Annotated in this window: 25 protein-coding genes and 1 pseudogene; 18 read left to right on the forward strand and 8 right to left on the reverse strand. The window is 71.9% G+C overall.

Annotated elements, in window-relative coordinates; all coding sequences use genetic code 11:
- Nucleotides 1-32: 32 nt before the first annotated feature.
- A complete protein-coding gene (locus ACH4VO_RS15770; RefSeq protein ID WP_360986124.1) occupies nucleotides 33-1007 on the forward strand; it encodes a hypothetical protein in 975 nt (324 codons plus the stop codon).
- A 174-nt stretch (nucleotides 1008-1181) separates the two neighbouring features.
- Here ACH4VO_RS15770 and ACH4VO_RS15775 read toward each other — a convergent pair whose 3' ends face one another.
- Together ACH4VO_RS15775 and ACH4VO_RS15780 are read right to left on the reverse strand one after the other, a co-directional pair.
- A complete protein-coding gene (locus tag ACH4VO_RS15775; protein WP_360986121.1) occupies nucleotides 1182-1814 on the reverse strand; it encodes an SRPBCC family protein in 633 nt (210 codons plus the stop codon).
- A 233-nt stretch (nucleotides 1815-2047) separates the two neighbouring features.
- The gene (locus ACH4VO_RS15780) at nucleotides 2048-2608 is read right to left on the reverse strand and encodes a cysteine hydrolase family protein (RefSeq protein ID WP_360986118.1); all 561 of its coding nucleotides are present in this window, start codon (nucleotides 2606-2608) and stop codon (nucleotides 2048-2050) included.
- Between the two features lie 279 nt (nucleotides 2609-2887).
- Between ACH4VO_RS15780 and argC the strand changes: the two genes are divergently transcribed.
- The 5 genes from argC to ACH4VO_RS15805 are packed head-to-tail and all read left to right on the forward strand — an operon-like array spanning nucleotide 2888 to nucleotide 7730.
- A complete protein-coding gene (gene argC / locus ACH4VO_RS15785) occupies nucleotides 2888-3916 on the forward strand; it encodes an N-acetyl-gamma-glutamyl-phosphate reductase (RefSeq protein ID WP_360986115.1) in 1029 nt (342 codons plus the stop codon).
- Nucleotides 3913-5067, forward strand: a complete 1155-nt coding sequence (argJ, locus tag ACH4VO_RS15790) for a bifunctional glutamate N-acetyltransferase/amino-acid acetyltransferase ArgJ (protein ID WP_360986112.1) — start codon at nucleotides 3913-3915, stop codon at nucleotides 5065-5067. Before argC ends, argJ begins: the two co-directional genes overlap by 4 nt.
- Nucleotides 5064-5990 carry an acetylglutamate kinase gene (gene argB, locus ACH4VO_RS15795; RefSeq protein ID WP_360986109.1) on the forward strand — a complete coding sequence of 309 codons (927 nt, stop codon included), beginning with the start codon at nucleotides 5064-5066 and terminating at the stop codon, nucleotides 5988-5990. The genes argJ and argB overlap by 4 nt, the downstream gene beginning before the upstream one ends.
- The gene (locus ACH4VO_RS15800) at nucleotides 5987-7183 is read left to right on the forward strand and encodes an acetylornithine transaminase (protein ID WP_360986106.1); all 1197 of its coding nucleotides are present in this window, start codon (nucleotides 5987-5989) and stop codon (nucleotides 7181-7183) included. Before argB ends, ACH4VO_RS15800 begins: the two co-directional genes overlap by 4 nt.
- Nucleotides 7184-7193: 10 nt before the next feature.
- Complete coding sequence (locus tag ACH4VO_RS15805) at nucleotides 7194-7730, forward strand: arginine repressor (protein WP_360986103.1); 537 nt, start codon at nucleotides 7194-7196, stop codon at nucleotides 7728-7730.
- 179 nt (nucleotides 7731-7909) lie between these two features.
- Here the strand turns inward: ACH4VO_RS15805 and ACH4VO_RS15810 are convergent, their stop codons facing one another.
- Together ACH4VO_RS15810 and ACH4VO_RS15815 are read right to left on the reverse strand one after the other, a co-directional pair.
- Entirely contained in the window at nucleotides 7910-8611 is a 702-nt protein-coding gene (locus ACH4VO_RS15810; RefSeq protein WP_360986100.1) for a L,D-transpeptidase family protein, read from the reverse strand.
- 64 nt (nucleotides 8612-8675) lie between these two features.
- On the reverse strand, nucleotides 8676-9278 hold the full coding sequence (locus ACH4VO_RS15815; RefSeq protein ID WP_360986097.1) for a pyridoxamine 5'-phosphate oxidase family protein: 603 nt from the start codon (nucleotides 9276-9278) through the stop codon (nucleotides 8676-8678).
- Between the two features lie 246 nt (nucleotides 9279-9524).
- On the opposite strand from ACH4VO_RS15815, the gene argH reads away from it, so the two are divergent.
- Together argH and ACH4VO_RS15825 are read left to right on the forward strand one after the other, a co-directional pair.
- Nucleotides 9525-10958 (forward strand): argininosuccinate lyase, encoded by a 1434-nt coding sequence (gene argH, locus ACH4VO_RS15820; RefSeq protein ID WP_360986094.1) that lies wholly within the window; start codon nucleotides 9525-9527, stop codon nucleotides 10956-10958.
- Between the two features lie 63 nt (nucleotides 10959-11021).
- Nucleotides 11022-11993 carry an aldo/keto reductase gene (locus tag ACH4VO_RS15825; RefSeq protein WP_360986091.1) on the forward strand — a complete coding sequence of 324 codons (972 nt, stop codon included), beginning with the start codon at nucleotides 11022-11024 and terminating at the stop codon, nucleotides 11991-11993.
- 6 nt (nucleotides 11994-11999) lie between these two features.
- On the opposite strand, the gene ACH4VO_RS15830 is transcribed toward ACH4VO_RS15825, so the two are convergent.
- Nucleotides 12000-12500, reverse strand: a complete 501-nt coding sequence (locus ACH4VO_RS15830) for a hypothetical protein (RefSeq protein ID WP_360986088.1) — start codon at nucleotides 12498-12500, stop codon at nucleotides 12000-12002.
- Nucleotides 12501-12583: 83 nt separating this feature from the next.
- Between ACH4VO_RS15830 and ACH4VO_RS15835 the strand changes: the two genes are divergently transcribed.
- Nucleotides 12584-13135 carry a helix-turn-helix domain-containing protein gene (locus tag ACH4VO_RS15835; RefSeq protein ID WP_360986085.1) on the forward strand — a complete coding sequence of 184 codons (552 nt, stop codon included), beginning with the start codon at nucleotides 12584-12586 and terminating at the stop codon, nucleotides 13133-13135.
- Entirely contained in the window at nucleotides 13132-14679 is a 1548-nt protein-coding gene (locus ACH4VO_RS15840; RefSeq protein WP_360986082.1) for an MFS transporter, read from the forward strand. Before ACH4VO_RS15835 ends, ACH4VO_RS15840 begins: the two co-directional genes overlap by 4 nt.
- Nucleotides 14680-14770: 91 nt before the next feature.
- On the opposite strand, the gene ACH4VO_RS15845 is transcribed toward ACH4VO_RS15840, so the two are convergent.
- Nucleotides 14771-15442, reverse strand: a complete 672-nt coding sequence (locus tag ACH4VO_RS15845; RefSeq protein ID WP_307127972.1) for a 1-acyl-sn-glycerol-3-phosphate acyltransferase — start codon at nucleotides 15440-15442, stop codon at nucleotides 14771-14773.
- Nucleotides 15443-15676: 234 nt separating this feature from the next.
- Between ACH4VO_RS15845 and ACH4VO_RS15850 the strand changes: the two genes are divergently transcribed.
- From ACH4VO_RS15850 to ACH4VO_RS15860, 3 genes are all read left to right on the forward strand, one after another.
- The gene (locus ACH4VO_RS15850) at nucleotides 15677-16837 is read left to right on the forward strand and encodes a glycerophosphodiester phosphodiesterase (protein WP_360986078.1); all 1161 of its coding nucleotides are present in this window, start codon (nucleotides 15677-15679) and stop codon (nucleotides 16835-16837) included.
- Nucleotides 16838-17103: 266 nt separating this feature from the next.
- Nucleotides 17104-17661 carry a sigma-70 family RNA polymerase sigma factor gene (locus tag ACH4VO_RS15855; protein WP_360986075.1) on the forward strand — a complete coding sequence of 186 codons (558 nt, stop codon included), beginning with the start codon at nucleotides 17104-17106 and terminating at the stop codon, nucleotides 17659-17661.
- A gap of 37 nt (nucleotides 17662-17698) precedes the next feature.
- Nucleotides 17699-18202: a GNAT family N-acetyltransferase gene (locus ACH4VO_RS15860; protein WP_360986072.1), complete on the forward strand. Its 504-nt coding sequence runs from the start codon at nucleotides 17699-17701 to the stop codon at nucleotides 18200-18202.
- 64 nt (nucleotides 18203-18266) lie between these two features.
- Here ACH4VO_RS15860 and ACH4VO_RS15865 read toward each other — a convergent pair whose 3' ends face one another.
- Together ACH4VO_RS15865 and ACH4VO_RS15870 are read right to left on the reverse strand one after the other, a co-directional pair.
- Nucleotides 18267-18713, reverse strand: coding sequence for a hypothetical protein (locus tag ACH4VO_RS15865; RefSeq protein ID WP_360986069.1), 447 nt, complete (start codon nucleotides 18711-18713; stop codon nucleotides 18267-18269).
- A 2-nt stretch (nucleotides 18714-18715) separates the two neighbouring features.
- Complete coding sequence (locus ACH4VO_RS15870) at nucleotides 18716-19075, reverse strand: hypothetical protein (protein WP_360986066.1); 360 nt, start codon at nucleotides 19073-19075, stop codon at nucleotides 18716-18718.
- 562 nt (nucleotides 19076-19637) lie between these two features.
- Here ACH4VO_RS15870 and ACH4VO_RS15875 point away from each other — a divergent pair.
- The 5 genes and pseudogenes from ACH4VO_RS15875 (at nucleotide 19638) to cbiE (ending at nucleotide 24459) form a co-directional block, all read left to right on the forward strand.
- Nucleotides 19638-20708 carry an ATP-binding cassette domain-containing protein gene (locus tag ACH4VO_RS15875; protein ID WP_360986063.1) on the forward strand — a complete coding sequence of 357 codons (1071 nt, stop codon included), beginning with the start codon at nucleotides 19638-19640 and terminating at the stop codon, nucleotides 20706-20708.
- On the forward strand, nucleotides 20705-21376 hold the full coding sequence (locus tag ACH4VO_RS15880; RefSeq protein ID WP_360986060.1) for a methionine ABC transporter permease: 672 nt from the start codon (nucleotides 20705-20707) through the stop codon (nucleotides 21374-21376). The genes ACH4VO_RS15875 and ACH4VO_RS15880 overlap by 4 nt, the downstream gene beginning before the upstream one ends.
- Before the next feature lie 70 nt (nucleotides 21377-21446).
- Entirely contained in the window at nucleotides 21447-22313 is an 867-nt protein-coding gene (locus ACH4VO_RS15885) for a MetQ/NlpA family ABC transporter substrate-binding protein (protein WP_360986057.1), read from the forward strand.
- 101 nt (nucleotides 22314-22414) lie between these two features.
- Nucleotides 22415-23099: pseudogene (locus tag ACH4VO_RS15890) on the forward strand (GNAT family N-acetyltransferase).
- A 121-nt stretch (nucleotides 23100-23220) separates the two neighbouring features.
- On the forward strand, nucleotides 23221-24459 hold the full coding sequence (gene cbiE / locus ACH4VO_RS15895) for a precorrin-6y C5,15-methyltransferase (decarboxylating) subunit CbiE (RefSeq protein ID WP_360986051.1): 1239 nt from the start codon (nucleotides 23221-23223) through the stop codon (nucleotides 24457-24459).
- The last annotated feature ends 120 nt before the right edge of the window (nucleotides 24460-24579 follow it).

Here is a 24579-nt window from a genome sequence, read left to right on the forward strand (position 1 = left end):
GTAGTGACACCAAGTTTTCGGACGGGGCACGTATGGCTTTGCACTTCGGTATCTATCCCGGCGGGATCCTGGGCGACGACCAGGGAATCGTCCACCCGGTCCGCCCTGACCTGCCGGACCGCATCACCGAGGCCCTCGACGCTCTCCAGGGCGACACGGCCACCCTGTGGGTGCGCGCCTACCGGTCGTTCGCCGCCACCGGCACACCGCCGGAACCGCCCACGCCCACCGATCCCGCGACGTATCTCCAGCGGGGCCGCAAGCTGGACCTCGTACTGCAGTTCCGTGAGCCGTCCGGCGAGTTGGAGGGGTGGCTGGAGTTCGTCCGCGAGGCCGTCCGCACCGGTGGGCCGCATCTGGAATCCGTCCAGATCTGCGAAGAGCCCAACGCCGACTTGCCCGTGGTCGACGGCAGCACTCCCAACGTTCTGAACGCGCTCGTCGAGGGGGTCGTCGCGGCCAAGCAGGAGGCCCGGGCCGTGGGGCGCAGTCTGGCGGTCGGGTTCAACGCCGTGCCGACCTTCAACCCGGCCGACACCTTCTGGTCCGAGCTCGGTGCCCTGGCAGACGACCGCTTCCGGCAGAGCCTGGACTACGTCGGCCTGGACTTCTTCCCGGACGTGTTCCGACCCATCGCCACCGACCGGTTGGCGGAAGCGGTCACCGCGGTCCTCACCGCGTTCCGGCGCACCGACCTGCGAAAGGCCGGTATTTCCAGCAGCACCGCGATCCGTGTCTGCGAGAACGGCTGGCCCACCGGTCCCGGCCGCAGCGAGCGACAGCAGGCCGCGGTCCTCGAAACCGTTGTGCGGACCGTGGCCGCCCTCGCCGACGACCTGAACATCGACGCATACTCGTTCTTTGCCCTCCGGGACGCCGACAGCGCCGCCGAGGGGCTCTTCCACCACTTCGGGCTTCTGTGCGACGACTACACCCCCAAGCCGGCCTTCGACACATACCGGCGCCTCATCGACGAACTGGGCGGTTCGCCGGCCGTGCCGCACTGACAACAGGAGATCATGTACGGCGCCTCCTCGCCGGTGCGATCGGGTAGGGCCTGCCGAACGAGCGGTACGACACACACGTCGCGGCGACGCGCACCGTCGTACCCAGCGTCCCTCCTGCCGGCGGCACGACGGTGTGCGACGCGGTCACGGACCCGGGGACGGGGGCGGGGGAGTCTACGTCTGCGTGTAGAAGCCGATCGTCGCCGCTGTGGTGGCCGCCACGACCTCCGCGTCCGCACCCGCCGCCGCGTACGCGGCACCCCACGCCTCGCCCGAGAGCGTCACGAAGTCCTTGGCCTCGGGGGAGGCCGGCCAGTCCGCCCCCGCCTCCACGTCGCTTCCGGCGCCGGAGAGGTGCCTGCTGAGCCCCAGGAGCATCAGGTCCCAGCCGACTCCGGCCGCCCCAGGGCCGAACCGCCGCCAGAACTCCTCCGGCACCTCGGCGGCATGTTCGAGTTCGAGGACCGTGCGGCCCGCGCCGTCCGGTGCGAGCCGCAGTTCCACCTCGCTGAACCGCGGGTCCGGTCCGGCCAGCCAGCTGACCCGCAGCCGTTCCGGCGCCACGCAGGCAAGGATCTCGCCCTCGGCGCTGCCCTCGATCCGATACCGCCCACCGGCCCGGAGATCGCCGTCCACCGGGAGGAACCACGTGCGCAGCCGCCCGGGAGAGGTCACCGCGTCCCAGACCTCGGCGACCTCAGCGTCGAAGACGCGCCGCGACAGCACGGTGCGGACCGGCCCGGCGGCCCCACGCCGCTCGCCGGTCTCCCGGTGGACGCGGTAGATCTCGTCCGCGATGTCACTCATCGCCGCTCACCCCTTTTGGGGCCTGTGCTCGCGTCCGCCCCGCGCGAGCTCCGTGCCGCATGGGGCCGGGTGCTGGGCCGCGCTGTGCCCGGTACGGTCCTGAGATCCGAGTCGTCACGACACCCACTGTGCCACCGGTGACGCGTACGGGTGCGGCACCGAACCGCCGGACCGAGCGGCCGGGCCGGCCCGGGCACGTGTCGTGGCCGGGCCGCGGGGCGCGACTCACGACGTCAGGACGTGCCGCCGAAGACGACGTCCGCGCTCGCGACCGCCCCAGCCGTCCGTCCCGGCGCCGTCTGGTACGTCCAGTACAGGTTCGTGTGCGCGACGACCTGGTCCGGCGGCGGCGCGCCCCATGCCGTTTTGTCGCCCGTCGTGTGGGCGTCGCTGACCAGGGTCGCGTCGTACCCCCTCGCGAACGCGCCGTGCAGGGTCGAGCGGATGCACGCGTCGGTCTCCGCGCCGACGACGACGAGCCGTCCGACGCCGAGTCCCGACAGCACGCTCTCCAGAGTGGTGTCCTCGAAGGAGTCGCCGTAGCTCTTCTCGACGAGCGGCTCGGCCTCCCCGGGAGTGAGCTCCGGGACGATCCGCCAGGCGTCGCTCCCTCGCGTGAGCTCCTCGTCGGAGTGCTGGACCCAGACGACCGGTACTCCTTCTTGCCGCGCCCGCCCGACGAGGCCGGCGATGTTCGAGACGACCGCCTCGCGCCGGTGGCCCTCTTCGACGACGCCCTTCTGCACGTCGACGACCAGGAGGGCGGTGTTCGGCCGGTTGTCCAATGTGGTCATGATCATCTCCTGCTCGTGCCGGGCCGTTCCCACGCACGGTAGCCCCGCCCACCGACAGTGGGCCGGACGCCGGACGGCGCCGCCGTCCGGGTCGCGCGGGGTCCGCGCGGGTGTGCAGGGCGGCCTCCGCCCGGCGGGCAGGTCGCGGCACTCGTCCGAGCCCGTCGAGCGCTCGCGGGCCGACCTGGCCCGCAGTCGCACCCGGATGCCCGGGCACTCCAAGTCTTTGCATAAAAGTGCGTCGCTGCGTATAGTCATGCCATCAATGAGGAGGTTTCGATGGTGGTACGAGCGGCCGTGGCCGGAGCGAGCGGATACGCGGGCGGGGAGCTGCTGCGTCTGCTGCTGACCCACCCCCTCGTCGAGATCGGCGCGCTCACCGCCCACTCCCACGCGGGCCAGACACTCGGCGCGGTTCAGCCGCACCTGAGGCCGCTCGCGGACCGGGTGCTGCTGCCGACCACGGCCGAGGTGCTCGCCGGGCACGACGTCGTCTTCCTCGCCCTGCCGCACGGCCGGTCCGCCGCCGTCGCCGCGCAGCTCGGCGACGAGGTGCTCGTCGTCGACATGGGCGCCGACTTCCGGCTGGCGGACGCCGCCGGCTGGGAGAAGTTCTACGGTTCGCCGCACGCCGGCACCTGGCCCTACGGCCTGCCCGAACTGCCCGGGGCCCGCGCGGCCCTGGAGGGCTCCAAGCGCATCGCCGTGCCCGGCTGCTACCCGACCGCCGTCTCCCTCGCGCTGTTCCCGGCGTACGCCGCCGGCCTCGCCGAACCCGACGCCGTCGTCGTCGCCGCCTCCGGTACGTCCGGCGCCGGCAAGGCGGCCAAGCCGCACCTGCTCGGCTCCGAGGTGATGGGCAACATGTCCCCGTACGGCGTCGGGGGAGTGCACCGGCACACCCCCGAGATGGTCCAGAACCTCAGCGCCGCGGCCGGTGAGCCCGTCACCGTCTCCTTCACACCGACCCTGGCGCCCATGCCCCGCGGCATCCTCGCCACCTGCAACGTGAAGGCGAGGCCCGGAGTGGACGCCGGGGCGCTGCGCGCGGTCTACGAGAAGGCGTTCGCGGACGAGCCGTTCGTCGACCTGCTGCCCGAGGGGCAGTGGCCCGCGACCGCGGCCGTGTACGGGTCCAACGCCGTCCAGGTCCAGGTCGCGTACGACGAGGCGGCCGGCCGGATCGTCGTCATCAGCGCCATCGACAACCTCGCCAAGGGCACCGCCGGAGGCGCCCTGCAGAGCATGAACATCGCCCTCGGGTTTCCCGAGGACACAGGTCTTTCCACGATCGGAGTCGCACCGTGAGTGTCACGGCAGCCAAGGGATTCACGGCGGCGGGCATCGCCGCAGGAATCAAGGAGAGCGGTAACCCGGACCTGGCCCTCGTGGTCAACGACGGGCCCCGCCGCGCCGCCGCGGGCGTCTTCACCTCCAACCGCGTCAAGGCCGCACCCGTCCTGTGGACGGAGCAGGTGCTCAAGGGCGGCGAGGTCACCGCCGTGGTCCTCAACTCCGGTGGCGCCAACGCCTGTACGGGCCCCCAGGGCTTCCAGGACACCCACGCCACGGCCGAGAAGGCCGCCGAGGTCCTCACCGGCCACAGCGCCGGCGAGATCGCGGTCGCCTCCACCGGGCTGATCGGCGTGCTCCTGCCCATGGACAAGCTGCTGCCCGGCATCGAGAAGGCCGCCGCGGCCCTGAGCGAGCACGGCGGCGAGAAGGCCGCCCTCGCGATCAAGACCACCGACACGGTTCACAAGACGGCCGTGGTTGACGGTGGGGGATGGACCGTCGGCGGCATGGCCAAGGGCGCCGGCATGCTCGCCCCCGGCCTCGCCACGATGCTGGTCGTCCTCACCACCGACGCCGACGTGGACGCGCCCGCCCTCGACACCGCGCTGCGCGCCGCCACCCGCACCACCTTCGACCGGGTCGACTCCGACGGCTGCATGTCGACCAACGACACCGTGCTGCTGCTCGCCTCCGGGGCCAGCGGGATCACCCCCGGCGAGGCCGAGTTCGGCCGGGCCGTGCAGAGCGTCTGCGCCGACCTGGCCCGGCAGCTGATCGGTGACGCCGAGGGGGCCTCCAAGGACATCCGGATCGAGGTCGTCAACGCCGCGACCGAGGACGACGCCGTCGAGGTCGGCCGGAGCATCGCGCGCAACAACCTCCTCAAGTGCGCCATCCACGGCGAGGACCCCAACTGGGGGCGCGTGCTCTCCGCGATCGGCACCACGAAGGCCGCCTTCGAACCGGACCGGCTCAACGTCGCCATCAACGACGTCTGGGTGTGCAGGAACGGCAGCGTCGGCGAGGACCGCGACCTGGTCGACATGCGCTACCGCGAGGTCAGGATCACCGCCGACCTCGCCGCGGGGACGGAGTCGGCCGTCATCTGGGCCAACGACCTCACCGCCGAGTACGTCCACGAGAACAGCGCGTACAGCTCATGAGCGCCGCGAGGAAGCACACTGCGCTGCCCAAGGCCCAGATCCTCATCGAGGCGCTGCCCTGGCTGACCCGGCACAACGGCAGGACCGTCGTCATCAAGTTCGGCGGCAACGCCATGATCGACGAGGAGCTGAAGGCCGCCTTCGCCCAGGACGTCGTCTTCCTGCGGCACGCCGGCCTCAAGCCGGTCGTGGTGCACGGCGGAGGCCCGCAGATCAGCGCCCAGCTCGACAAGCAGGGCCTCGTCAGCGAGTTCAAGGCGGGGCTGCGCGTCACCACGCCGGAGGCGATGGACGTCGTCCGCATGGTGCTGGCGGGCCAGGTGCAGCGGGAACTCGTCGGCCTGCTCAACCAGCACGGCCCGCTCGCCGTCGGTATGACCGGCGAGGACGCCCACACCATCACCGCGACCCAGCACCGCCCGGTGATCGACGGCGAGTCCGTCGACATCGGGCGGGTCGGGGAGATCACCTCCATCGACACCGGAGCCATCCAGGCGCTGCTGGACGACGGCCGGATCCCGGTCGTCTCCTCCATCGCCCGCTCCGCGGAGGACAACCACGTCTACAACGTGAACGCCGACACCGCGGCCGCCGCCCTCGCCGCCGCGCTGAACGCCGAGACGCTGATGGTCCTCACCGATGTCGAGGGCCTCTACGAGGACTGGCCGAACAGCGACGACGTGATCAGCCGCCTCACCGCCACCGAGCTGGAGAAGCTGCTGCCCGACCTCTCCAGCGGCATGGTGCCCAAGATGCAGGGATGCCTCCACGCCGTACGCAACGGGGTCGAGACCGCCCGCGTCATCGACGGCCGGGTCCAGCACTCGATCCTGCTGGAGATCTTCACCGACGAGGGGATCGGCACCATGGTGGTGCCCGACCCGGCACCCGCCGCAGAGGACGACGCCGAGGGGGAGTCATGAGCAACGAGGAGCTCACCCGGCGCTGGCAGGGCGCGCTGATGGACAACTACGGCACCCCGCAGCTGCCCCTGGTGCGCGGCGCGGGCGCCCGCGTGTGGGACGCGGAGGGCACCGAGTACCTCGACTTCGTCGGCGGTATCGCGGTCAACGCGCTCGGCCACGCCCACCCCGCCGTGGTCGAGGCCGTCGCCACGCAGATCGCCTCCCTCGGCCATGTCTCCAACCTCTTCACCGCCGAGCCGCCCGTCGCGCTCGCCGAACGGCTCCTCCAGCTCTTCGGCCGGAAGGGCAGGGTCTACTTCTGCAACTCCGGCGCCGAGGCCAACGAAGCCGCGTTCAAGATCGGCCGGCTGACCGGGCGTATGCACATGGTCGCCACGGACGGCGGTTTCCACGGCCGCACCATGGGAGCCCTCGCCCTGACGGGCCAGCCCGCGAAGCGGGAGCCGTTCCTGCCGCTGCCCGGCGACGTCACGCACGTGCCGTACGGCGACGCCGAGGCCCTGCGGGCCGCGGTCACGACCGACACCGCCCTCCTGGTCATCGAGCCCGTGCAGGGCGAGAACGGCGTCGTCGTCCCGCCGAAGGGCTACCTGGAGGCAGCCCGGGAGATCACCCGGGCCACCGGCACCCTCCTCGTCCTGGACGAGGTCCAGACCGGGATCGGGCGCTGCGGCCACTGGTTCGAGCACCAGGCCCACCAAGGGGTCGAGCCGGACGTCGTCACGCTGGCCAAGGGCCTCGGCGGCGGACTGCCCATCGGCGCCACCGTCGCGTTCGGCGCGGCGGCCGACCTGCTGAAGCCGGGGCGGCACGGTACGACGTTCGGCGGCAACCCCGTCGCCTGCGCCGCCGGGCTCGCCGTCCTGGACACCCTCGCCGCCGACGGCGCCCTGGACCGGGTGAAGCGGCTCGGCGAGAAGATCAGGAACGGCGTCGAGGGCCTCGGGCACCCGCTGGTCTCCCACGTCCGCGGCTCCGGACTGCTGCTGGGTATCGTGCTCACCGGGCCCCTCGCACCACAGGTGCAGCAGGCGGCTCAGGGAGCCGGACTCCTGGTGAACGCGCCCGCCCCCGATGTCGTACGGCTCATGCCGCCGCTGATCATCGGTGACTCGGAGGCGGACGCGTTCCTGCGGATTCTTCCGGGAGCCCTCGACGCGGCTTACGGGGACGGACGAACCGGAGAATGAGGCCACGACGATGACCGAGGCGCACGAGACCGACCACGGCGGGCCGTCGGTGCCGCAGACCCGCACGGCGCGCCACCGCAGGATCGTGGACATCCTGAACCGGCAGCCGGTGCGGTCGCAGAGCCAGCTCGCCAGGCTCCTCGCCGACGACGGGCTGAGCGTCACCCAGGCGACCCTCTCCCGCGACCTGGACGAACTGGGCGCGGTGAAGATCCGCAACACCGGCGGCGAGCTGATCTACGCGGTGCCCAGCGAGGGCGGCTTCCGCACCCCGCAGGCGCCGCTCGGCGGCTCGGCCAAGGAGGAGCGGATGCGCCGGCTCTCCGCGGAGCTGCTGATCTCCGCGGAGGCCTCGGCCAACCTCGTGGTGCTGCGCACCCCGCCGGGCGCCGCGCAGTTCCTCGCCTCGGCCATCGACCAGGCCGAACTCCAGGCGATCCTCGGCACGATCGCGGGCGACGACACGCTGATGCTCATCAGCCGCGACCCGGCCGGCGGGCAGGCGCTGGCCGACCATCTGCTGCGGCTGGCGCAGAACGACGCCTGAGAGCCTGTCGGGTGACCTCTGCTCGAGCGGCCACGCCCCGGCACGCACGCTTCCCGCGTTGCCGAAACGCCCACGTAGCTCCGCTACGAGGGAATTCCGGCGCCTTGAACCGCACGCACCGGACCGCGTCCGCTATTCGACTCAGGTCGCCCGACAGGCTCTGAGCCGCCCGGCGCCGGTCAGTACCGGGTGATCGCGGTCGGGCCCGACCGGGTCCCGACCGCGATGTGCGGCCGGCGGGCCGGGTCGGCCCAGGCCAGGATCCGCTCCATGGCGGCCCCGGGCACCGACACGCAGCCGGCCGTCGCCCCCCGGCCGTCGACGTGGAGGAAGATCCCGGCGCCCCGGCCGCGTACCGGCCGCCGGTAGTTGAAGCCGATCACGAGGGCGCGGGCGTACTGCGTCCCGTACGAGGCGAGGTGTTCGGACTCCTCGGCCCGGCAGTCGTCCGGCCGCGGTTCCACCCAGCGGTTGTACGCGCGCGAGGCGTTGTCCTGGCACCACCACGACAGGTCTCCGACCCGGCGGTACGGATAGCGGGTACCCGGCCGGGCGGGCTCGGTGCCGAAGGCGAACGGCAGGTCGTACAGGCCGGTGGGGGTGGTGTTCGTGCCCTGCGTGCGGGTGTCCCCCTCGGCCAGGCCGTTCGCGCCGAAGCGTGCGGGGGCCGAACCGGCCGCCACCCACCCGCCCCGACGGCGGTCCCACCAGGTGAGCGTGCCGGTGGTGGAGCCCGTGGCGGGTGCCTCGGCGGTGATCAGCTGCGTTCCGCCGCCCGTGTCGGCCAGCCGGGCGGGCAGGGGTGGCGGGCCGGCGGGCCGCGCCGCCAGGGAACCGGCCAGCGCCAGCAGGACGACCGCGGTCACCAGGTGTCTGCGCATGCTCCGGACCGTACGGCGGGCGGCGGCGGAAGACCCCCGCGTCTGCTCCGGACGGCCCAGTGCTTCATCCGGCGGCCGGTGGGGCGGGCATCGCGGGCAGCGGCAGGGGCAGACCCGGCAGCCCGTCGATGCTGGTCGCGATGTGGTCCTTCTTCCGGAAGTAGGCGCCCAGGCTGTCGTCGTCCTCGCGCCGGAAGCGGTCCGCGTGCAGGGTGCGCTCCTCGTCGTAGGTCATGAACGGCACCGCGTACCCACAGGTGTCCCGGACCAGTTCGGCCGTCACCAGGATCACCGCACGAAGCCCGTGCGCGGCCGGGTCGGCCGTCGGGAAGTGGGCGAGCAGCCCGGGGAACCGGGGGTCGTCACGGAAGACGGGCTCACCGCGCCCGTGCACCCGGACGATGTTCGGCGGGCCCTGGAAGGCGCACCACATCAGCGTGATGCGCCCGTTCTCGCGGAGGTGCGCGACGGTCTCGGCGTTACTGCCGGCGAAGTCGAGGTAGGCCACGGTCCGTTCGTCGAGGACGGCGAACGAACCCCTGATCCCCTTCGGGGAGAGATTGACGGTGCCGTCGCCGTCCAGGGGCGCCGTCGCGGTGAAGAACAGGGGCTGCTCCTCGATGAAGGCCCTGAGCCGTCCGTCGATGCGTTCGTATGTCTTTCCCATGGGCGCATTGTCCCCTGGCCGGCCGGTCGCGGCCGGGCGTTCGGCACTCCTGGACCGGTTCTCGCGCGTGGGCGCGCTGGGGGTGTGCGCCGGGCGCCGCTCGCACGAGCCTCCTGTTTCCGGCCGACCTCTGCGCGGCCCCGGCCGGCAGCTTTGACAAAACATACGGTGCGCCGCATAGTTATGCTATTCGTGATCGCGCCGTGAGGCGGACGCACATCCCTTGCACCCCCGAGGAGCACCGCAGTGAGCAACGGCACCGGTAAGAGCGACGTACGCCTCTGGGGTGGCCGCTTCGCCGACGGCCCGGCCGAGGCCCTGGCCAAGCTGTCCGCCTCCGTCCACTTCGACTGGCGGCTCGCCCCCTACGACATCGCGGGCTCCCGTGCCCACGCCCGTGCGCTGCGCGCGGCGGGTCTGCTCACCGGGGACGAGCTGACCCGCATGATCGCCGGACTGGACGCGCTCGAGGCCGATGTCGCCGACGGCTCGTTCACCGGCACCGTCGAGGACGAGGACGTCCACACCGCCCTGGAGCGCGGCCTGCTGGACCGCCTCGGCCCGGACCTCGGCGGCAAACTGCGGGCCGGCCGCTCCCGCAACGACCAGATCGCCACGCTCTTCCGGATGTACCTGCGCGACCACGCCCGGACCATCGGCGGGCTGATCGCCGAACTCCAGGACGCGCTGGTCGGCCTCGCCGAGGCGCACCCGGACGTGGCCATGCCCGGCCGCACCCACCTCCAGCACGCCCAGCCCGTCCTCTTCGCCCACCACGTCCTGGCGCACGCCCAGGCACTGGGCCGGGACGCCGAGCGGCTGCGCCAGTGGGACGAGCGGACGGCGGTCTCCCCGTACGGCTCCGGCGCGCTGGCCGGATCGTCCCTCGGGCTCGACCCCGAGGCGGTCGCGGCCGAGCTCGGCTTCGAGAACGGCTCCGCCGCCAACTCCATCGACGGCACCGCCTCCCGCGACTTCGCCGCCGAGTTCGCGTTCGTCACCGCGATGATCGGCGTCAACCTCTCGCGGATCGCCGAGGAGGTCATCATCTGGAACACGAAGGAGTTCTCCTTCGTCACCCTCCACGACGCCTTCTCCACCGGGTCGTCGATCATGCCGCAGAAGAAGAACCCGGACATCGCCGAGCTGGCGCGCGGCAAGTCCGGCCGCCTCATCGGCAACCTGACCGGCCTGATGGCGACGCTGAAGGCACTTCCGCTCGCGTACAACCGTGACCTGCAGGAGGACAAGGAGCCGGTCTTCGACTCCTGCGACCAGCTCGAGGTCCTGCTGCCCGCCTTCACCGGAATGATGGCCACGCTCACCGTCAACCGGGAGCGCATGGAGGAGCTGGCCCCGGCGGGCTTCTCGCTCGCCACGGACATCGCCGAGTGGCTGGTCAAGCAGGGCGTCCCGTTCCGTGTCGCGCACGAGGTCGCCGGCGAGTGCGTACAGGTGTGCGAGCAGCAGGGGATCGAGCTCGACGAACTGACGGACGAGCAGTTCACGAAGATCTCCGAGCACCTCACCCCGGAGGTCCGTACGGTCCTCGACGTGCGGGGCGCCCTCGCCTCGCGTGACGGCCGCGGCGGCACGGCTCCCTCGGCCGTCGCCGTCCAGCTCGCCGAGGTGAAGGCCGGCCTGGCGGCACAGCACGCCTGGGCTACCGCGCGCGGGTGACCGGGAGGCATCGCGGGCCGCCTTTTCGGGAAGGCGTCGGAAACCGACCCAGAGGAGCCCGCGATGCCCTTCGCCCGCCTGAACCGAGCGACCACCCCGACCGCCCACATCGGGCTGGGCCTGGCAGCCGTCGGCAGGCCCGGCTACATCAACCTTCACCGTGACCGGGACCTGCCCGCCGACCGCAGCGTGGACGTGCTGCGGGCCCGCACCCACGAACTGCTGGAAGCGGCCTACGCGCAGGGGGTGCGCTACTTCGACGCGGCCCGCTCCTACGGCCGTTCGGAGGAATTCCTCGCCGACTGGCTGACCGCCCGGCCGGACGTGACGGACGTCGTGATCGGCAGCAAGTGGGGATACGCCTACACGGCCGACTGGCGTGTCGACGCCGAGGCGCACGAGGTGAAGGACCACAGCCTCGCCATGTTCGAGCGCCAGCGCGCCGAGACCGCCGCGCTGCTCGGCGACCGGCTCGACCTCTACCAGATCCACTCGGTGACGGCCGACAGTCCCGCGCTGGGCGACAAGGAGCTGCACGCCCGGCTGGCCGCGCTGGCCGCCGAGGGCACCACCGTCGGCGTCTCCACGAGCGGCCCCGGCCAGGCGGACGCCATCCGGGCCGCCCTCGCCGTGACGGTGGACGGTGAGCCCCTCTTCCGTACCGTGCAGGCCACCTACAACGTCCTGGAGACCTCCGCCGGACCGGCCCTCGCCGAGGCGCACCAGGCGGGGGTCACCGTCATCGTCAAGGAGGCCATGGCCAACGGCCGGCTCGCCGGCGCGGAGGCCCCGGCCGTCGTACGGGAGATCGGCGCCGAGGCCGGACTGGACGCGGACGCCGTCGCCCTGGCGTTCGTGCTCCACCAGCCCTGGGCGGGCGTCGTCCTGTCAGGAGCGGCCACGGTCACCCAGCTCGCCGGTAATCTGCACGCCCCCGTCCTCGACCTCGACGAGGGCCGGCTGGACCGTCTGGACGCCCTGGTCGAGGAGCCGGAGGCGTACTGGCGCCACCGTTCCTCGCTGCCCTGGAGCTGATCCGCCTCACACCCAGCCGGCGAGCACGTCGAAGTCCGGCCGCACCAGCCCCACCCGGGGATCGATCCGCCGCAGCAGGGCACGCCCCGGGTGGTGCGCGGCGACCCACGCCCTGTCCGGGCCGGTGATCTCGTCGTCGACCCAGGCGAACGGCCGCCCGGCCGCGTACGCGACGACGTGCCGCGTCTTCCATGACGTTCCGTCCGCGCTGACGGCGGCTATCTCGGGCCAGTCGATGTACGGCAGCGGTGGCAGACCGAGGTGCGGGCCGATCCACTTGTTCGCCTCGGCCTTCCAGGTGGTCGCCCAGACGAGTTCGTACCGGTCGGTCAGCGTCAGCAGTTCGTCGCCGTGCTCCGGATTCAGCAGGACCGGCAGCGGCGGCCCCGCCGTCCACCCCGTCGGCCGCACGAGGTGCCGCCGGTACCCCTGGGGTGTCCTGCGGCAGGGCAGCGCCGCGTACGGGTTGAGCGGGCCGTCGACGTCGAGCAGCAGCAGCGGCTTCATGGCGTCATGGTGCCCCGGGGCGGCACGTGAGGCGACGCCATGGCGATGAGACACGCATGTCTCATCTGGGTTAATCTCGTCTCATGACTCTCGACCGCGAGCAGGTGCTGCGCAGCGCAGCCGCCCTGCTGTCCCGCAGATCCACCGCGACCATGGACGAGGTCGCCAAGGCCGCGGGCATCGGCCGCGCCACCCTGCACCGGCACTTCGCCGGCCGGGACGCCCTGGTCAGGGCGTTGGAGGACCTCGGTATCCGGGAGTTCGAAGCCGCGCTGGACGCCGCCGCCCTCGACGAGGGCAGCGCCGAGGAGGGGCTGCGGCGGCTCGTCGCCGCCGTCGAGCCCGGCGCCGGACTGCTGGCCTTCCTCGTCACCGAGAACCAGCTCTTCGAGGGCGACCAGGTCAACGAGGGGTGGAACCGGCTCGACGCCCGCGTCTCCGCCTTCTTCCGGCGCGGCCAGGAACGCGGCGAGTTCCGCATCGACCTCACCCCCGCCTGGCTGACCGAGGCGCTGTACGGCCTGATCGGGACGGGGGCGTGGGCCGTCCAGGCCGGGCGGGTCGCCGCGCAGGACTTCCCGTACATGATCGTCGAGTTGCTGCTCGGCGGAGCACGCCGGAGCGTGGAGAAGTGACGAGCACCCCCCAGCACCCGAAGACACCGGACGGCCTCCACCATCCCGGGCGGTGGATCGCCCTGGCGGTCCTCGTCCTCGCCGTGCTCCTGGTGGCCGTCGACGCCACCGTCCTCGGTCTGGCGACCCCCTTCCTCAGCGAGGACCTCGAGCCGACCGGCACCCAGCTGCTCTGGATCGGCGACGTCTACTCCTTCGTGATCGCCGGACTCCTCGTCTCGATGGGCAGCCTCGGTGACCGCATCGGCCGAAAGAAGCTGCTGCTGACCGGGGCGACCGCCTTCGGCGCGGTCTCGGTGCTCAACGCGTACGCGAGCACGCCGGAGATGATGATCCTGGCCCGCGCGCTGCTCGGCGTGGCGGGCGCCACCCTGATGCCGTCCACGCTCGCCCTGATCCGCAACCTCTTCCACGACCCCCGCGAGCGCAGCCTCGCCGTCGGCATCTGGGGCGCGATGGCCGCGGCGGGCGCCGCCGTCGGGCCGGTCGTCGGCGGCCTGCTGCTGGAGCACTTCTGGTGGGGCTCGGTCTTCCTGATCAACCTGCCGGTGATGGCGGTGCTCGTCGCCGTCGGCATCAAGATGATCCCCGAATCGAAGAACCCGGCACCCGGCCCCTGGGACCTGCCCAGCGTGGGGCTCTCCCTCGTCGGCATGTTCGGCATCGTCTACGCCGTCAAGGAGGCCGCCGCACACGGCATCGGCTGGGAGGTCGCCGTCTCGGCCGTCTGCGGTGCGGCGGCCCTCGTCTGGTTCGTACGCCGTCAGCTCAAGCTGCCCGCCCCGCTCCTGGACATGCGGCTCTTCCACCACCGGGGCTTCTCCGGCGCCGTGCTCGCCGATCTGCTGACCATCCTGGGGCTGTCCGGGCTCGTCTTCTTCCTCTCCCAGTTCCTCCAGCTGGTCCAGGGACGCGGACCGCTGGAGGCCGGTCTCGCCGAGCTCCCGGCGGCCGTCGGCGCGGTGACCGCGGGCCTCTCGGCGGGGACGGTCGCGCGCCGCTACTCGGTGCGCTCGGTCGTCTCCGGCGGTCTCGCGGCGATCGGTGCGGCGCTCGCCGTGGTCACCGTGATCCACAAGGAGACCGGCTACCCGCTGATCGGGACGCTGCTCCTCGTCGTGGGGGTCGGCGCGGGATTCGCCTTCACCGTCACCTCGGACGTGATCCTCTCCAGCGTCCCCAAGGAACAGGCCGGGTCCGCCTCCGCCGTCTCCGAGACGGCGTACGAACTCGGGGCCGCCCTCGGGATCGCCCTGCTCGGCTCCATCGTCACGGGCGTCTACCGGGGCTTCGGCACCCCCGAGGGCGTCTCGGCGGCCGTCGAGAAGGCGGCCCACGAATCGCTCGGCGGCGCCGTCGAGGCGGCCCAGCGCCTCCCCGCTCCCCAGGGCGGCGAACTGGTCCTCGCGGCCCAGGAGGCGTTCGTCAACGGACTTCGGGTGTCGGCGGCCGTCGGCGCCGTGGTGCTCCTGGCCACCGCCACGGCCGCGTGGCACCTGCTGCGGGGGCAGAAGCTGGAGGAGGGCATCATCCCCGACGAGTGACAGGGCGTCCCCCGCCCCGTGCCCGGGCCGCGGTACGAGGAAGGGCCCGTACCCGCCTCGCACGGCGGATACGGGCCCCTCCTCGCACCGTTCAGGCGGCCTTGGCCTTCGTGGCGTAGATGTCGACGTACTCCTGGCCGGACAGCCGCATCACCTCGGCCATCACCGAGTCCGTCACCGCCCGCAGTACGTAGCGGTCGCGGTCCATGCCCTCGTAGCGCGAGAACTCCATCGGCTCACCGAAGCGGACCGTGACCTTGCCGGGGCGGGGCAGCCCCGCGCCGCCCGGCTGCAGCTTGTCCGTGCCGATCATCGCGAACGGCACGACCGGTGCGCCCGTCATCAGCGTCAGCCGCGCGATGCCCGTACGGCCCCGGTAGAGCCGGCCGTCGGGGGAGCGGGTGCCCTCCGGGTAGATCGCGAAGGCGTTGCCCTCGTCCAGCACCCGGCGGCCCGTCATCAGCGCCGCGACACCGCCGCGGCCGCCGTCCCGGTCCACCGGGATCATTCCGCAGCCCGTGAAGAACCACGCCATCAGACGGCCCTTGAGTCCCTTGCCGGTGACGTACTCGTCCTTGCCGATGTAGAACACCGGACGGTCGCAGCAGATCGGCATGATCATCGAGTCGATGAAGGTCAGATGGTTGCCCGCGAGAATCACCGGCCCCGTCCCCGGGATGTTCTCGGCGCCTTCCACCTGCGGGCGGAACATCAGACGCAGGATCGGTCCGAGCACTGCCTTGATGACCGTGAGTCGGGACAACGCATCCTCCGGTGTCGTGGCCGGGCCGGCCGGGTCGGGTTTCGTAAGGGTATGTGCAGGTGAGGACGATACTCGCGGGTACTGCCCGATCGCACATCGGGTTCACGGAGCGGATACCCGGTGTTGACGCGCGTTTCCGCCATGTTCGCCCAGGGGCTGCCCCACCGACGGCACGGCTGCCTACGATCGGGCCTCGCTCGACACGATGCCAGACATCCCACCCGAGGAGCATTCATGACAGAGCGCGCGCGGACGAGTCCCGGCCGACGGAGCCTTCTGGGGGCCGCAGTCCTCGGCACGGCGGCCCTCGGACTGCCCGCCACGGCCGGCGCCGCCGAGCGGGGCGCGGACGGACGGTCCGGCGGTCACGGTTCGTACCGGGACCTGCCCGTGCCGACCGTCATCGGCCACCGGGGAGCCAGCGGCTACCGCCCCGAACACACCCTCGGCTCGTACCGGCTGGCCCTGGACATGGGCGCGCACATCGTCGAGCAGGACCTGGTGCCGACCAAGGACGGCCACCTCGTCTGCCGCCACGAGAACGACATCACCGGTACCACGGACGTCGCGGCGCACCCCGAGTTCGCGAGCCGCAGGACCACGAAGAAGATCGACGGTGTGTCGCTCACCGGCTGGTTCACCGAGGACTTCACCCTCGCCGAACTGAAGACGCTCCGGGCGAAGGAACGCATCCCCGGCACCCGCCAGGAGAACACGCTCTACGACGGACGCTGGGAGATCCCCACCTTCGAGGAGGTCCTGCGCTGGGCCGACGAGGAGGGCCGCAGGCGCGGCAGGCCCGTCTGGCTGTACGTCGAGACCAAGCACCCCTCCTACTTCCGCGGCATCGGGCTCGCACTGGAGGAGCCGCTCGCCCGGCTGCTGCGCCGCCACAACCGGCACCGGGCGCACTCCCCGCTGATCCTTCAGTCCTTCGAACCCAGCTCGATACAGCGCCTGGCCGGGCTCGTCGCCACCCCGCGTGTCGTCCTGCTGTCCGGAGCGGGGGAGCGGCCCTGGGACTTCGTCGAGGCCGGTGACCCGCGCACCGTCGCCGACCTGGTGACGCCCGCCGGGCTGACGTGGATCGCGTCCTTCGCCCAGGGCATCGGCCCGACGCTCGACCTGGTCATCCCCCGGGACGGGTCCGGCCGGCTGACCACGCCCACCACCCTGGTGCACGACGCGCACGCGCGGGGCCTGATCCTGCACCCGTACACCATGCGCAACGAGAACACCTTCCTGCCGGTGGACTTCCGGCGCGGTACGGACCCCACCGCGTACGGCGACGCGTTCGGCGCCCTGCGCACCTACTTCGGGACGGGCATCGACGGCATCTTCGCCGACAACCCGGACACCGCCCTGCTCGCGGCGTCGGACTTCGCCGAGGGCTGAGCCTGTCTGACCGTGCGCGTCGTCGCCCGGAGGGCGGCCTCGCGGCGTCAGGTGCGTGCTCCCGGCGTGCCGGGCGTCGAGCCTCGTACTGGATGTACTCGGCTCGGCGCCCGGTGCGGCGAGAGTGCGTGCACGGTGTCGCGAGGCAGACGGGAATTGTCGGACAGGCGCCAGGCCCACGCGTCAGCCGCCCGGCCCCCGTGCCCCGGTCGGGTGGAGCTCCCCGCGCACGGCAACCGGCCCCGTACGGGGAGCGTTGACCGGGCATGACGCTTCCCGAACGTGCTTCCCAGCCCCCGGACACCTCCCGCCGGGCCACCGTCCACGCCCTGCGCCCCCTGGTGCGCGCGGAGGCGGAGGCCGAGGCCGCGGCCGCCGGGATCGAGGCCGCCGACCTCGAACAGACCGTCTGGGTGCGCTTCCTGGAGCGCCCGGCCGGCCGGGGGACGCCCCAGGACCCCGCCCGCTGGGTCCGCGCCGCCGTCCGGGCGGCGGCGCGTGAGGCCCGCCGCAGCTCCCGTCACGAGCACGCCTACCCCGCCGGTGACGCCCCGGGCGACTGGAGCGGCTGCCCCGAGCGGATCACCCTGGGCGCCGACGAACGCCGGGCGCTGCGCGCCGCGGTGGGACGGCTGCCCGGCAGATGCCCCCGGCTGTTGGAGGCGATGCTCGCCCCCCACGACCCGACCTACCGGCAAATCGCAGGGGAGTTGGGTATGTCACAGGGGAGTTTGGGACCGATGCGTTCCCGATGCCTTGGATGTCTGCGCAGAATGCTCGCGGCGGAGGTTGTAGCTCCTGACCCGAGGGGAATGGAGCGGTAGACAACCGGCGGAGCGGGTGAGCGGGAGGCATGCACACATGGGCATGAGCGTGACCATCTCGGCGGCGACAGCGCAGGACGCCGAGCAGATCTTCAGGCTCCAGTACCTCTGTTTCCAGAGCGAGGCGGAGCTCTACGGCAACTACCGGATCGACCCGCTCGTCCAGAGCTTCGACTCGGTCCGCGACGAAGTCGCCACCGATCTGGTCTATGTGGCCCGGCTCGGCGACGAAGTCGTCGGCTCGGTACGCGGCTTCACCGACAAGGACGGCACCGGCAGGATCGGCAAGCTCTGCGTCCATCCCCGCCTCCGGGGCCACGGACTCGGTACCCGTCTGCTGCGCGCCGCGGAGTCCGGTCTGACGGACGGCCGTTCGGCCACCCGCTTCCGGCTGCACACGGGGGAGCGCAGCGAGGGCAATCTGCGGCTCTACCGCAAGGCCGGATACGCCCGGGTGGGCAACACCACCGGCGAGGACGGCGTCCGGCTGGTCCTGCTCGAGAAGGACGCCACCGCACCGGCGTACATCGCCAGCGCCTGAACGCCCGCCGGGTGGCCCGCCGCCGGAGGGTGGCCTCCCGACGGCGGGCGAAGGGCCGGGGGACTCAGGCGGTCCGCGCGCGGCGGAGCCACATCATCCCGGTGACCGGCAGGATCACCGGGATGAACAGGTAGCCCATGCCGAAGTCCGACCAGACGGTGGCGTCCTGGAACGCGGACGGCTCCGCCAGCGTCCACGTCCCGACGACCAGCACCCCCGCGAGCTCGGCGGCGCAGCACACCAGTGCCGCCCTGCGCGCCTTCTCGCCGCCCCGCACCAGCGAGTACGTGATGAAGCCGTACACGACGGCGGCGACGGCCGAGAGCACGTACGCCAGGGGCGCGCGGCCGAAGTCCAGGATCATCTGGACGACCGCGCGGGAGGCGGCCGCCACGGTGAACACCCCGTAGAACCAGACCAGTACGCGCCCCGGCCCCGTGCCGAGTTCGAACTGCTGCTTCGGCCGGGTCCGAGGGCCCGCGGCCGTCCCGGTGCGGTCGGTGTCGGTCACGGTCAGCTTCCCCAGATGTCGTAGAGCCGCACTTCGAGGACGGCCAGCACCACCGCGCCCGCCGCCACGGTCACCGACCCCCAGCGGGTCCGCTCCGTCAGTGACAGGAAGCCCGCCGCGGGCACGGCCGCGAAGGAGCCGATCAGATAGGCGATGAAGATCGTCATGCCCTGGTCCGGCCGCTCGCCCCGGGCGAGTTGCACGATCCCCACCACGAGCTGGGCCAGTGCCAGCACGGAGACGACCGCCATCCCGATGAAGTGCCAGTCCTTGGTGGGCTGGTCCCGGTAGGCGGCCAGTCCGCACCAGGCGGCGAGGGCGAGCGCGGTCACGGCGACCGCGACCGTCAGGGCGTCAAGCATGACCCGAGGGTATTACGTACCGCGGGTACCGCCGCGTGCGCCCCTGGCGGAGGGCCGGACGGCGGGCGCACGGGGGATCGTGGCCTTGGCCACAGCCGCCCTGAGCGGGGCACCGGGGAGCACCGGGCGGGCGGAGCGCTCCGTTTCGTATCACCGCAGGTCACACGGGTGAGGTGGCTGCCCGTGGCGCGGCGGCCCGGAAGTCCACGGCTGTCCGCTATACGGACAGCGGGGCGTGGCGGAACGTTACGTCTGTTTTACTTGGCCCATGACCACGACGAGCTACCGCAGCCCTGCGACCGAGGCGATCACCGCGCCCGGTGCTCGTTGTATGTGTCGAATGCGCGCCCTCTGAGGGCCCCCGCCGATCCTCGCGCCCCGAAGCGAGATTGAGCCACGTGCCGTCCGCACACCGGCGGAACGAGCGCGCCCCGGCATGCCGCGCCCGGCCGCCCGGCCGTGCCGAGCCTCCCACCGGCCGACCCCTGAGAACAGTCTCAGCAGACGAATGCCCCGTGCCCGGCGGACACCGCGCCGCGCACTCGACAGTGACGGAAACCCTGTGATCACCACTTCGGGCCTCACGAAGGTCTACCAGTCACGCGGCCGCGAGGTCACCGCCCTGGACGGCGTGGACCTGCACGTCCGCGAGGGAGAGGTCTTCGGCGTCATCGGACAGAGCGGCGCCGGCAAGTCCTCCCTCATCCGCTGCGTCAACCTGCTGGAACGCCCCACCTCCGGCACCGTGACGGTGGCCGGCCAGGACCTCACCGCCCTCGCCGGCCGCGGCCGGCGCGCCGGCAGGGAGCTCCGGCAGGCGCGCAGCCGCATCGGCATGGTCTTCCAGCACTTCAACCTGCTCGACTCGCGGACCGTCCGCGGCAACGTCGAACTGCCCCTGGAGATCCTCGGCGTCTCCGGACAGGCCCGCACCCGCAAGGCCCTCGAACTGCTGGACCTCGTGGGCCTGGCCGACAAGGCGAAGGCCTACCCCGGGCAGCTCTCCGGCGGTCAGAAGCAGCGCGTCGGCATCGCCCGCGCCCTGGCCGGCGACCCCAAGGTGCTCCTCTCCGACGAGGCGACCTCCGCCCTCGACCCCGAGACCACCCGCTCCGTCCTGCAGCTCCTGCGCGACCTCAACCAGGAACTCGGCCTGACCGTCCTGCTCATCACGCACGAGATGGACGTCGTCAAGACCGTCTGCGACTCTGCCGCCCTCATGAAGCAGGGACGCGTCGTCGAGTCGGGCACGGTCGGCACACTTCTGGCCACCCCCGGCTCCGAACTGGCCCACGAGCTGTTCCCCGTCGGCGGCACGGCCTCCGGACCCGACCGCACCGTCGTCGACGTCACCTTCCACGGCGAGGCGGCCGCCCGCCCGGTGATCTCCCAGCTCTCCCGCACGTACAACATCGACATCTCGATCCTGGGTGCCGCGATGGACACCGTCGGCGGCAGGCAGATCGGCCGGATGCGCATCGAGCTGCCCGGCCGCTTCGAGGAGAACGTCGTGCCCATCGGCTTCCTGCGCGAGCAGGGCCTGCAGGCCGAGATCGTCGACGGCGAGCCCGCCGGCGCCACCGGCATCCCCACCCCGGCATCCGCACCGCTCACCAAGGAGGTGGCGAAGTGACCTGGTCCGAAATGCAGCCACTGCTCACGCAGGGAACCGTCGACACCCTCTACATGGTGCTCTGGTCCACCCTCGTCACCGTCGCCGGCGGGCTGCCGCTCGGCATTCTGCTCGTCCTCACCGACAAGGGAGGACTGCTGCAGAACACCGTGGTGAACAAGGTCGTCGGCGTGATCGTGAACATCGGCCGCTCGTTGCCGTTCATCATCCTGCTGATCGCCCTGATCCCCTTCACCACCTGGGTCGTCGGCACCTTCATCGGCCCGTCCGCCATGATCGTTCCGCTCGCCGTCGGCGCCATCCCCTTCTTCGCGCGGCTCGTCGAGACGGCGGTGCGCGAGGTCGACCACGGCCTGGTCGAGGCGGTCCAGTCGATGGGCGGATCCATCCCCACGATCGTCCGCAAGGTCCTCCTGCCCCAGGCCCTGCCCTCGCTCGTCTCCGGTGTCACCACCACCGTCATCGTGCTCATCGGCTACTCGGCGATGGCCGGTGCGGTCGGCGGCGAAGGGCTCGGCTCCAAGGCCGTGACGTACGGATTCCAGCGCTTCGACAACCAGTTCATGCTCGTCACCGTCGCGCTCCTGATCCTCATCGTGACCGTGATCCAGCTGATCGGCGACGGAGCCGTACGCCTGCTGGCCCGCCGGGGCCGCACCACCTCCTGAACCCACCCCCCCAGAAGCCCGAACTCCTTGTCCGGGCGCGTCACCTTCACCATCGAAAGAGGCACTCTTCGTGCGTAGGAACATCAAGATCACCGCTGCGGCCGCAGCGACCGCCGCCCTCGCCCTGGGCCTCAGCGCCTGCGGTACGGACTCCGACCCCGCCGCCAAGAGCGGGACCGGCGCGGACGCCGACACCTCCAAGGCCCTCGTCGTCGCCGCGTCCCCGACGCCCCACGCCGACATCCTCGAGTACGTCAAGAAGAACCTGGCGCAGAAGGCCGGTCTCAAGCTGGAGATCAAGGAGTTCACGGACTACGTCCTGCCGAACACCGCCACCGAGAACGGCCAGGTCGACGCCAACTTCTTCCAGCACAAGCCCTACCTCGACGACTTCAACAAGAAGAACGGCACCCACATCGTGCCGGTGGTCAACGTGCACCTGGAGCCGCTCGGCCTCTACTCCAAGAAGGCCAAGAACATCAAGGACATCAAGGCCGGGCAGACCGTCGCCGTGCCCAACGACACCACCAACGAGGGCCGCGCGCTCCAGCTCCTCGCCCAGAACGGCCTGATCACCCTCAAGGCGGGCGTCGGCACCAGTGCCAAGCTCAGCGACATCACGGACAAGAAGGGCCTGGAGCTCAAGGAGCTGGAGGCCGCGACCGTGCCCCGCGCCCTGAACGACGTCGACGCCGCAGTCGTCAACGGCAACTACGCCATCGAGGCCGGCCTGAAGCCGGGCAAGGACTCGCTGGCGCTGGAGAGCGCCGACAACAACCCGTACGCCAACTTCCTCGCCGTCAAGGAGGGGAACGAGAAGGACGCCCGCGTCCAGAAGCTCGCGAAACTCCTCAACTCGGACGAGGTCAAGAAGTTCATCGAGGACACCTACCAGGGCTCGGTCATCCCGGCCTTCGGGCCCCCCGCCGCATCCTGACACCTCACGGCACCCCGCCGGCCGAGCCCCGCCACCCGCACACGGTGCGCGGGGCTCCGCCGTCCCCGACCCGGCCATGCGCGGGACGGCCCCGATGCTGCATGCTGTGCCTTTACACGGTCTTCAGGCATGGAGCTGCGCATGACTACCACCTTCCCGTCCATCTCCATCAGCACGGACAGGTTGGTGCTGCGCCCCTTCGACATGGCCGACGTCCCCGCGTACATCGAGATGATGAACGACGACCTCGTCACCGCCTGGGTCGACGCACCGCACCCCTACACCCAGGTCGACGCCGAACGGTGGGTCCGCCGGATCGCCCCCGCCGAGCGCACCCAGGGCCACGGCATCGTCTTCGCCGTCACCGAGTTCCTCACCCAGCGCCTCGTCGGATCCGTCCGGCTCCTGAACACCGACTGGCGCACCCTGGCGGCGGAGGTCCGCTACATCACGGCACCCTGGGCGCGCGGCGAGGGGTACGCCACCGAGTCCGTGCTGGCCCTCGCCGAGTGGCTCTTCCGCGACCAGGCCTTCGAACGCATCGAACTGCGCACCCCCGCGGACAACACCGCTTCCCAGCAGGTCGCCCAGAAGCTGGGCTGCATCAGTGAGGGAGTCCTGCGCAACGCCCGGATAGCGCGGACCCGGACCGAGAACGGCACCGACGGCGGCTGGACCGACATCAGGACCGACCTCATCGTCTGGGGACTGCTGCCCGAGGACCTGGAGGGCGTCGCCGAGCAGCTCGCCGACGCGGGCGGTTACACCTACGACGACTGGCGCTGACCCGCACCCCGCTCTCCGGGCAGCCGCCGGTCGGACACGGGTACGGACCGGATACGCTCACCTTGCTCCGCCACGACCGCGCAGAGCTCCCGCCCGAGAAGACCTCTGGAGACACACGACGATGGCCGACCGGGTCACGGTGATCGGCTGGGACGGCTCGCCTCTGACCAGAGCGGCAACGGCCGCGCTCTCGGCCGCCACACTCGTCGCCGGAGCCGCCCACCACCTCGCACTCCCCGAAGTCCCGGAGCGCGCCGAACGCATCCGCCTCGGCAGCGTCGACCTGGCCGCACGCAGGATCGCCGGCCACCGCGGCAGCCCCGTGGTCCTCGCCGACGGCGACCCCGGCTTCTTCGGTGTCGTACGGACCCTGCGCGCACCCGAACACGGCCTCGAGGTCGAGGTGGTCCCCGCCGTCTCCTCCGTCGCCACCGCCTTCGCCCGCGCCGGCATGCCGTGGGACGACGCCCAGACAGTCGTCGCCCACCCGCGCACGCTGCGCCGCGCGGTCAACGTCTGCCGGGCCCACCACAAGGTCGCCGTGCTCACCTCCCCGGGGGCCGGACCCGCCGAACTCGCCCTGCTCCTCGACGGTGTTCACCGCACCTTCGTGATCTGCGAGGAACTGGGCACCGAGCGCGAACGCGTCACCGTACTCACCTCCGACAAGGTCGCCGACCACACCTGGCGCGACCCCAACGTCGTCATCGTCATCGGCAGCGGCCCCGAGACGTCCGGCGGAGCCTGGATCGGCGGACGCCGGCCCGACTGCGCCCGGGGCGTGCGCGGTTGGGCGCTGCCCGAGGCCGCCTTCGGCGCACCCGGCGCGCCCCGCGGCTCCGAGGAGCACGGCGAGGGCGAGTCGCCGGGTCTGCGCGCCGCCCAGTTGGCCCGCCTCGGCCCCCGCACCGGCGACCTGCTCTGGGACATCGGGTCGGGCGGCGGCGCCCTCGCGGTCGAGGCGGCCCGCTTCGGCGCCGCCGTACTGGCTGTCGACAGCGACCCGGACGCCTGCGCGCGTACGGCGGCGGCGGCCCGGGCCTTCCAGGTGCCCGTCCAGGTGGTCCGGGGCCAGGCACCGCACGTACTGGAGCGCCTGCCGGAACCGGACGTCGTGCGCATCGGCGGCGGGGGTGTCCCCGTCGTCACCGCGGTCGCGGACCGGCGGCCGGAACGCGTGGTCACCCACGCGTCGAACCGGGACGAGGCCGAGGCCCTCGGCGCGGCGCTCGCGGAGAACGGTTACACCGTCGAGTGCTCGCTGCTCCAGTCCGTCGAACTCGACACCTCCGCCTGGACCGAGCGCGAACGTTCCGTCGTCTTCCTGCTCTCCGCAGTGCGTTCCGACCTCGCCCCCTGAGGTGTCCCGGCCGGGCGCGAGGTAGGCTGACCGATTGTTGTACCGCACCCGGCCGTTCGACGGTTCGTTCGTCAATGTCCGGAAAAGGGGACCCTTTTGGTCCGCGATGTGGTACGGCAT

It is taken from the genome of Streptomyces sp. NPDC020780 (genome assembly GCF_044334475.1).
Taxonomy (GTDB): domain Bacteria; phylum Actinomycetota; class Actinomycetes; order Streptomycetales; family Streptomycetaceae; genus Streptomyces.

Excerpts from the sequence above, each read along its gene's own strand:
- ACH4VO_RS15770 (WP_360986124.1), top strand. The coding sequence starts at position 33 with ATGGCTTTGCACTTCGGTATCTATCCCGGCGGGATCCTGGGCGACGAC.
- ACH4VO_RS15775 (WP_360986121.1), bottom strand. The coding sequence starts at position 1,814 with ATGAGTGACATCGCGGACGAGATCTACCGCGTCCACCGGGAGACCGGC.
- ACH4VO_RS15780 (WP_360986118.1), bottom strand. The coding sequence starts at position 2,608 with ATGACCACATTGGACAACCGGCCGAACACCGCCCTCCTGGTCGTCGAC.
- argC (WP_360986115.1), top strand. The coding sequence starts at position 2,888 with ATGGTGGTACGAGCGGCCGTGGCCGGAGCGAGCGGATACGCGGGCGGG.
- argB (WP_360986109.1), top strand. The coding sequence starts at position 5,064 with ATGAGCGCCGCGAGGAAGCACACTGCGCTGCCCAAGGCCCAGATCCTC.
- ACH4VO_RS15800 (WP_360986106.1), top strand. The coding sequence starts at position 5,987 with ATGAGCAACGAGGAGCTCACCCGGCGCTGGCAGGGCGCGCTGATGGAC.
- ACH4VO_RS15805 (WP_360986103.1), top strand. The coding sequence starts at position 7,194 with ATGACCGAGGCGCACGAGACCGACCACGGCGGGCCGTCGGTGCCGCAG.
- ACH4VO_RS15810 (WP_360986100.1), bottom strand. The coding sequence starts at position 8,611 with ATGCGCAGACACCTGGTGACCGCGGTCGTCCTGCTGGCGCTGGCCGGT.
- ACH4VO_RS15815 (WP_360986097.1), bottom strand. The coding sequence starts at position 9,278 with ATGGGAAAGACATACGAACGCATCGACGGACGGCTCAGGGCCTTCATC.
- ACH4VO_RS15825 (WP_360986091.1), top strand. The coding sequence starts at position 11,022 with ATGCCCTTCGCCCGCCTGAACCGAGCGACCACCCCGACCGCCCACATC.
- ACH4VO_RS15830 (WP_360986088.1), bottom strand. The coding sequence starts at position 12,500 with ATGAAGCCGCTGCTGCTGCTCGACGTCGACGGCCCGCTCAACCCGTAC.
- ACH4VO_RS15835 (WP_360986085.1), top strand. The coding sequence starts at position 12,584 with ATGACTCTCGACCGCGAGCAGGTGCTGCGCAGCGCAGCCGCCCTGCTG.
- ACH4VO_RS15850 (WP_360986078.1), top strand. The coding sequence starts at position 15,677 with ATGACAGAGCGCGCGCGGACGAGTCCCGGCCGACGGAGCCTTCTGGGG.
- ACH4VO_RS15855 (WP_360986075.1), top strand. The coding sequence starts at position 17,104 with ATGACGCTTCCCGAACGTGCTTCCCAGCCCCCGGACACCTCCCGCCGG.
- ACH4VO_RS15860 (WP_360986072.1), top strand. The coding sequence starts at position 17,699 with ATGGGCATGAGCGTGACCATCTCGGCGGCGACAGCGCAGGACGCCGAG.
- ACH4VO_RS15870 (WP_360986066.1), bottom strand. The coding sequence starts at position 19,075 with ATGCTTGACGCCCTGACGGTCGCGGTCGCCGTGACCGCGCTCGCCCTC.
- cbiE (WP_360986051.1), top strand. The coding sequence starts at position 23,221 with ATGGCCGACCGGGTCACGGTGATCGGCTGGGACGGCTCGCCTCTGACC.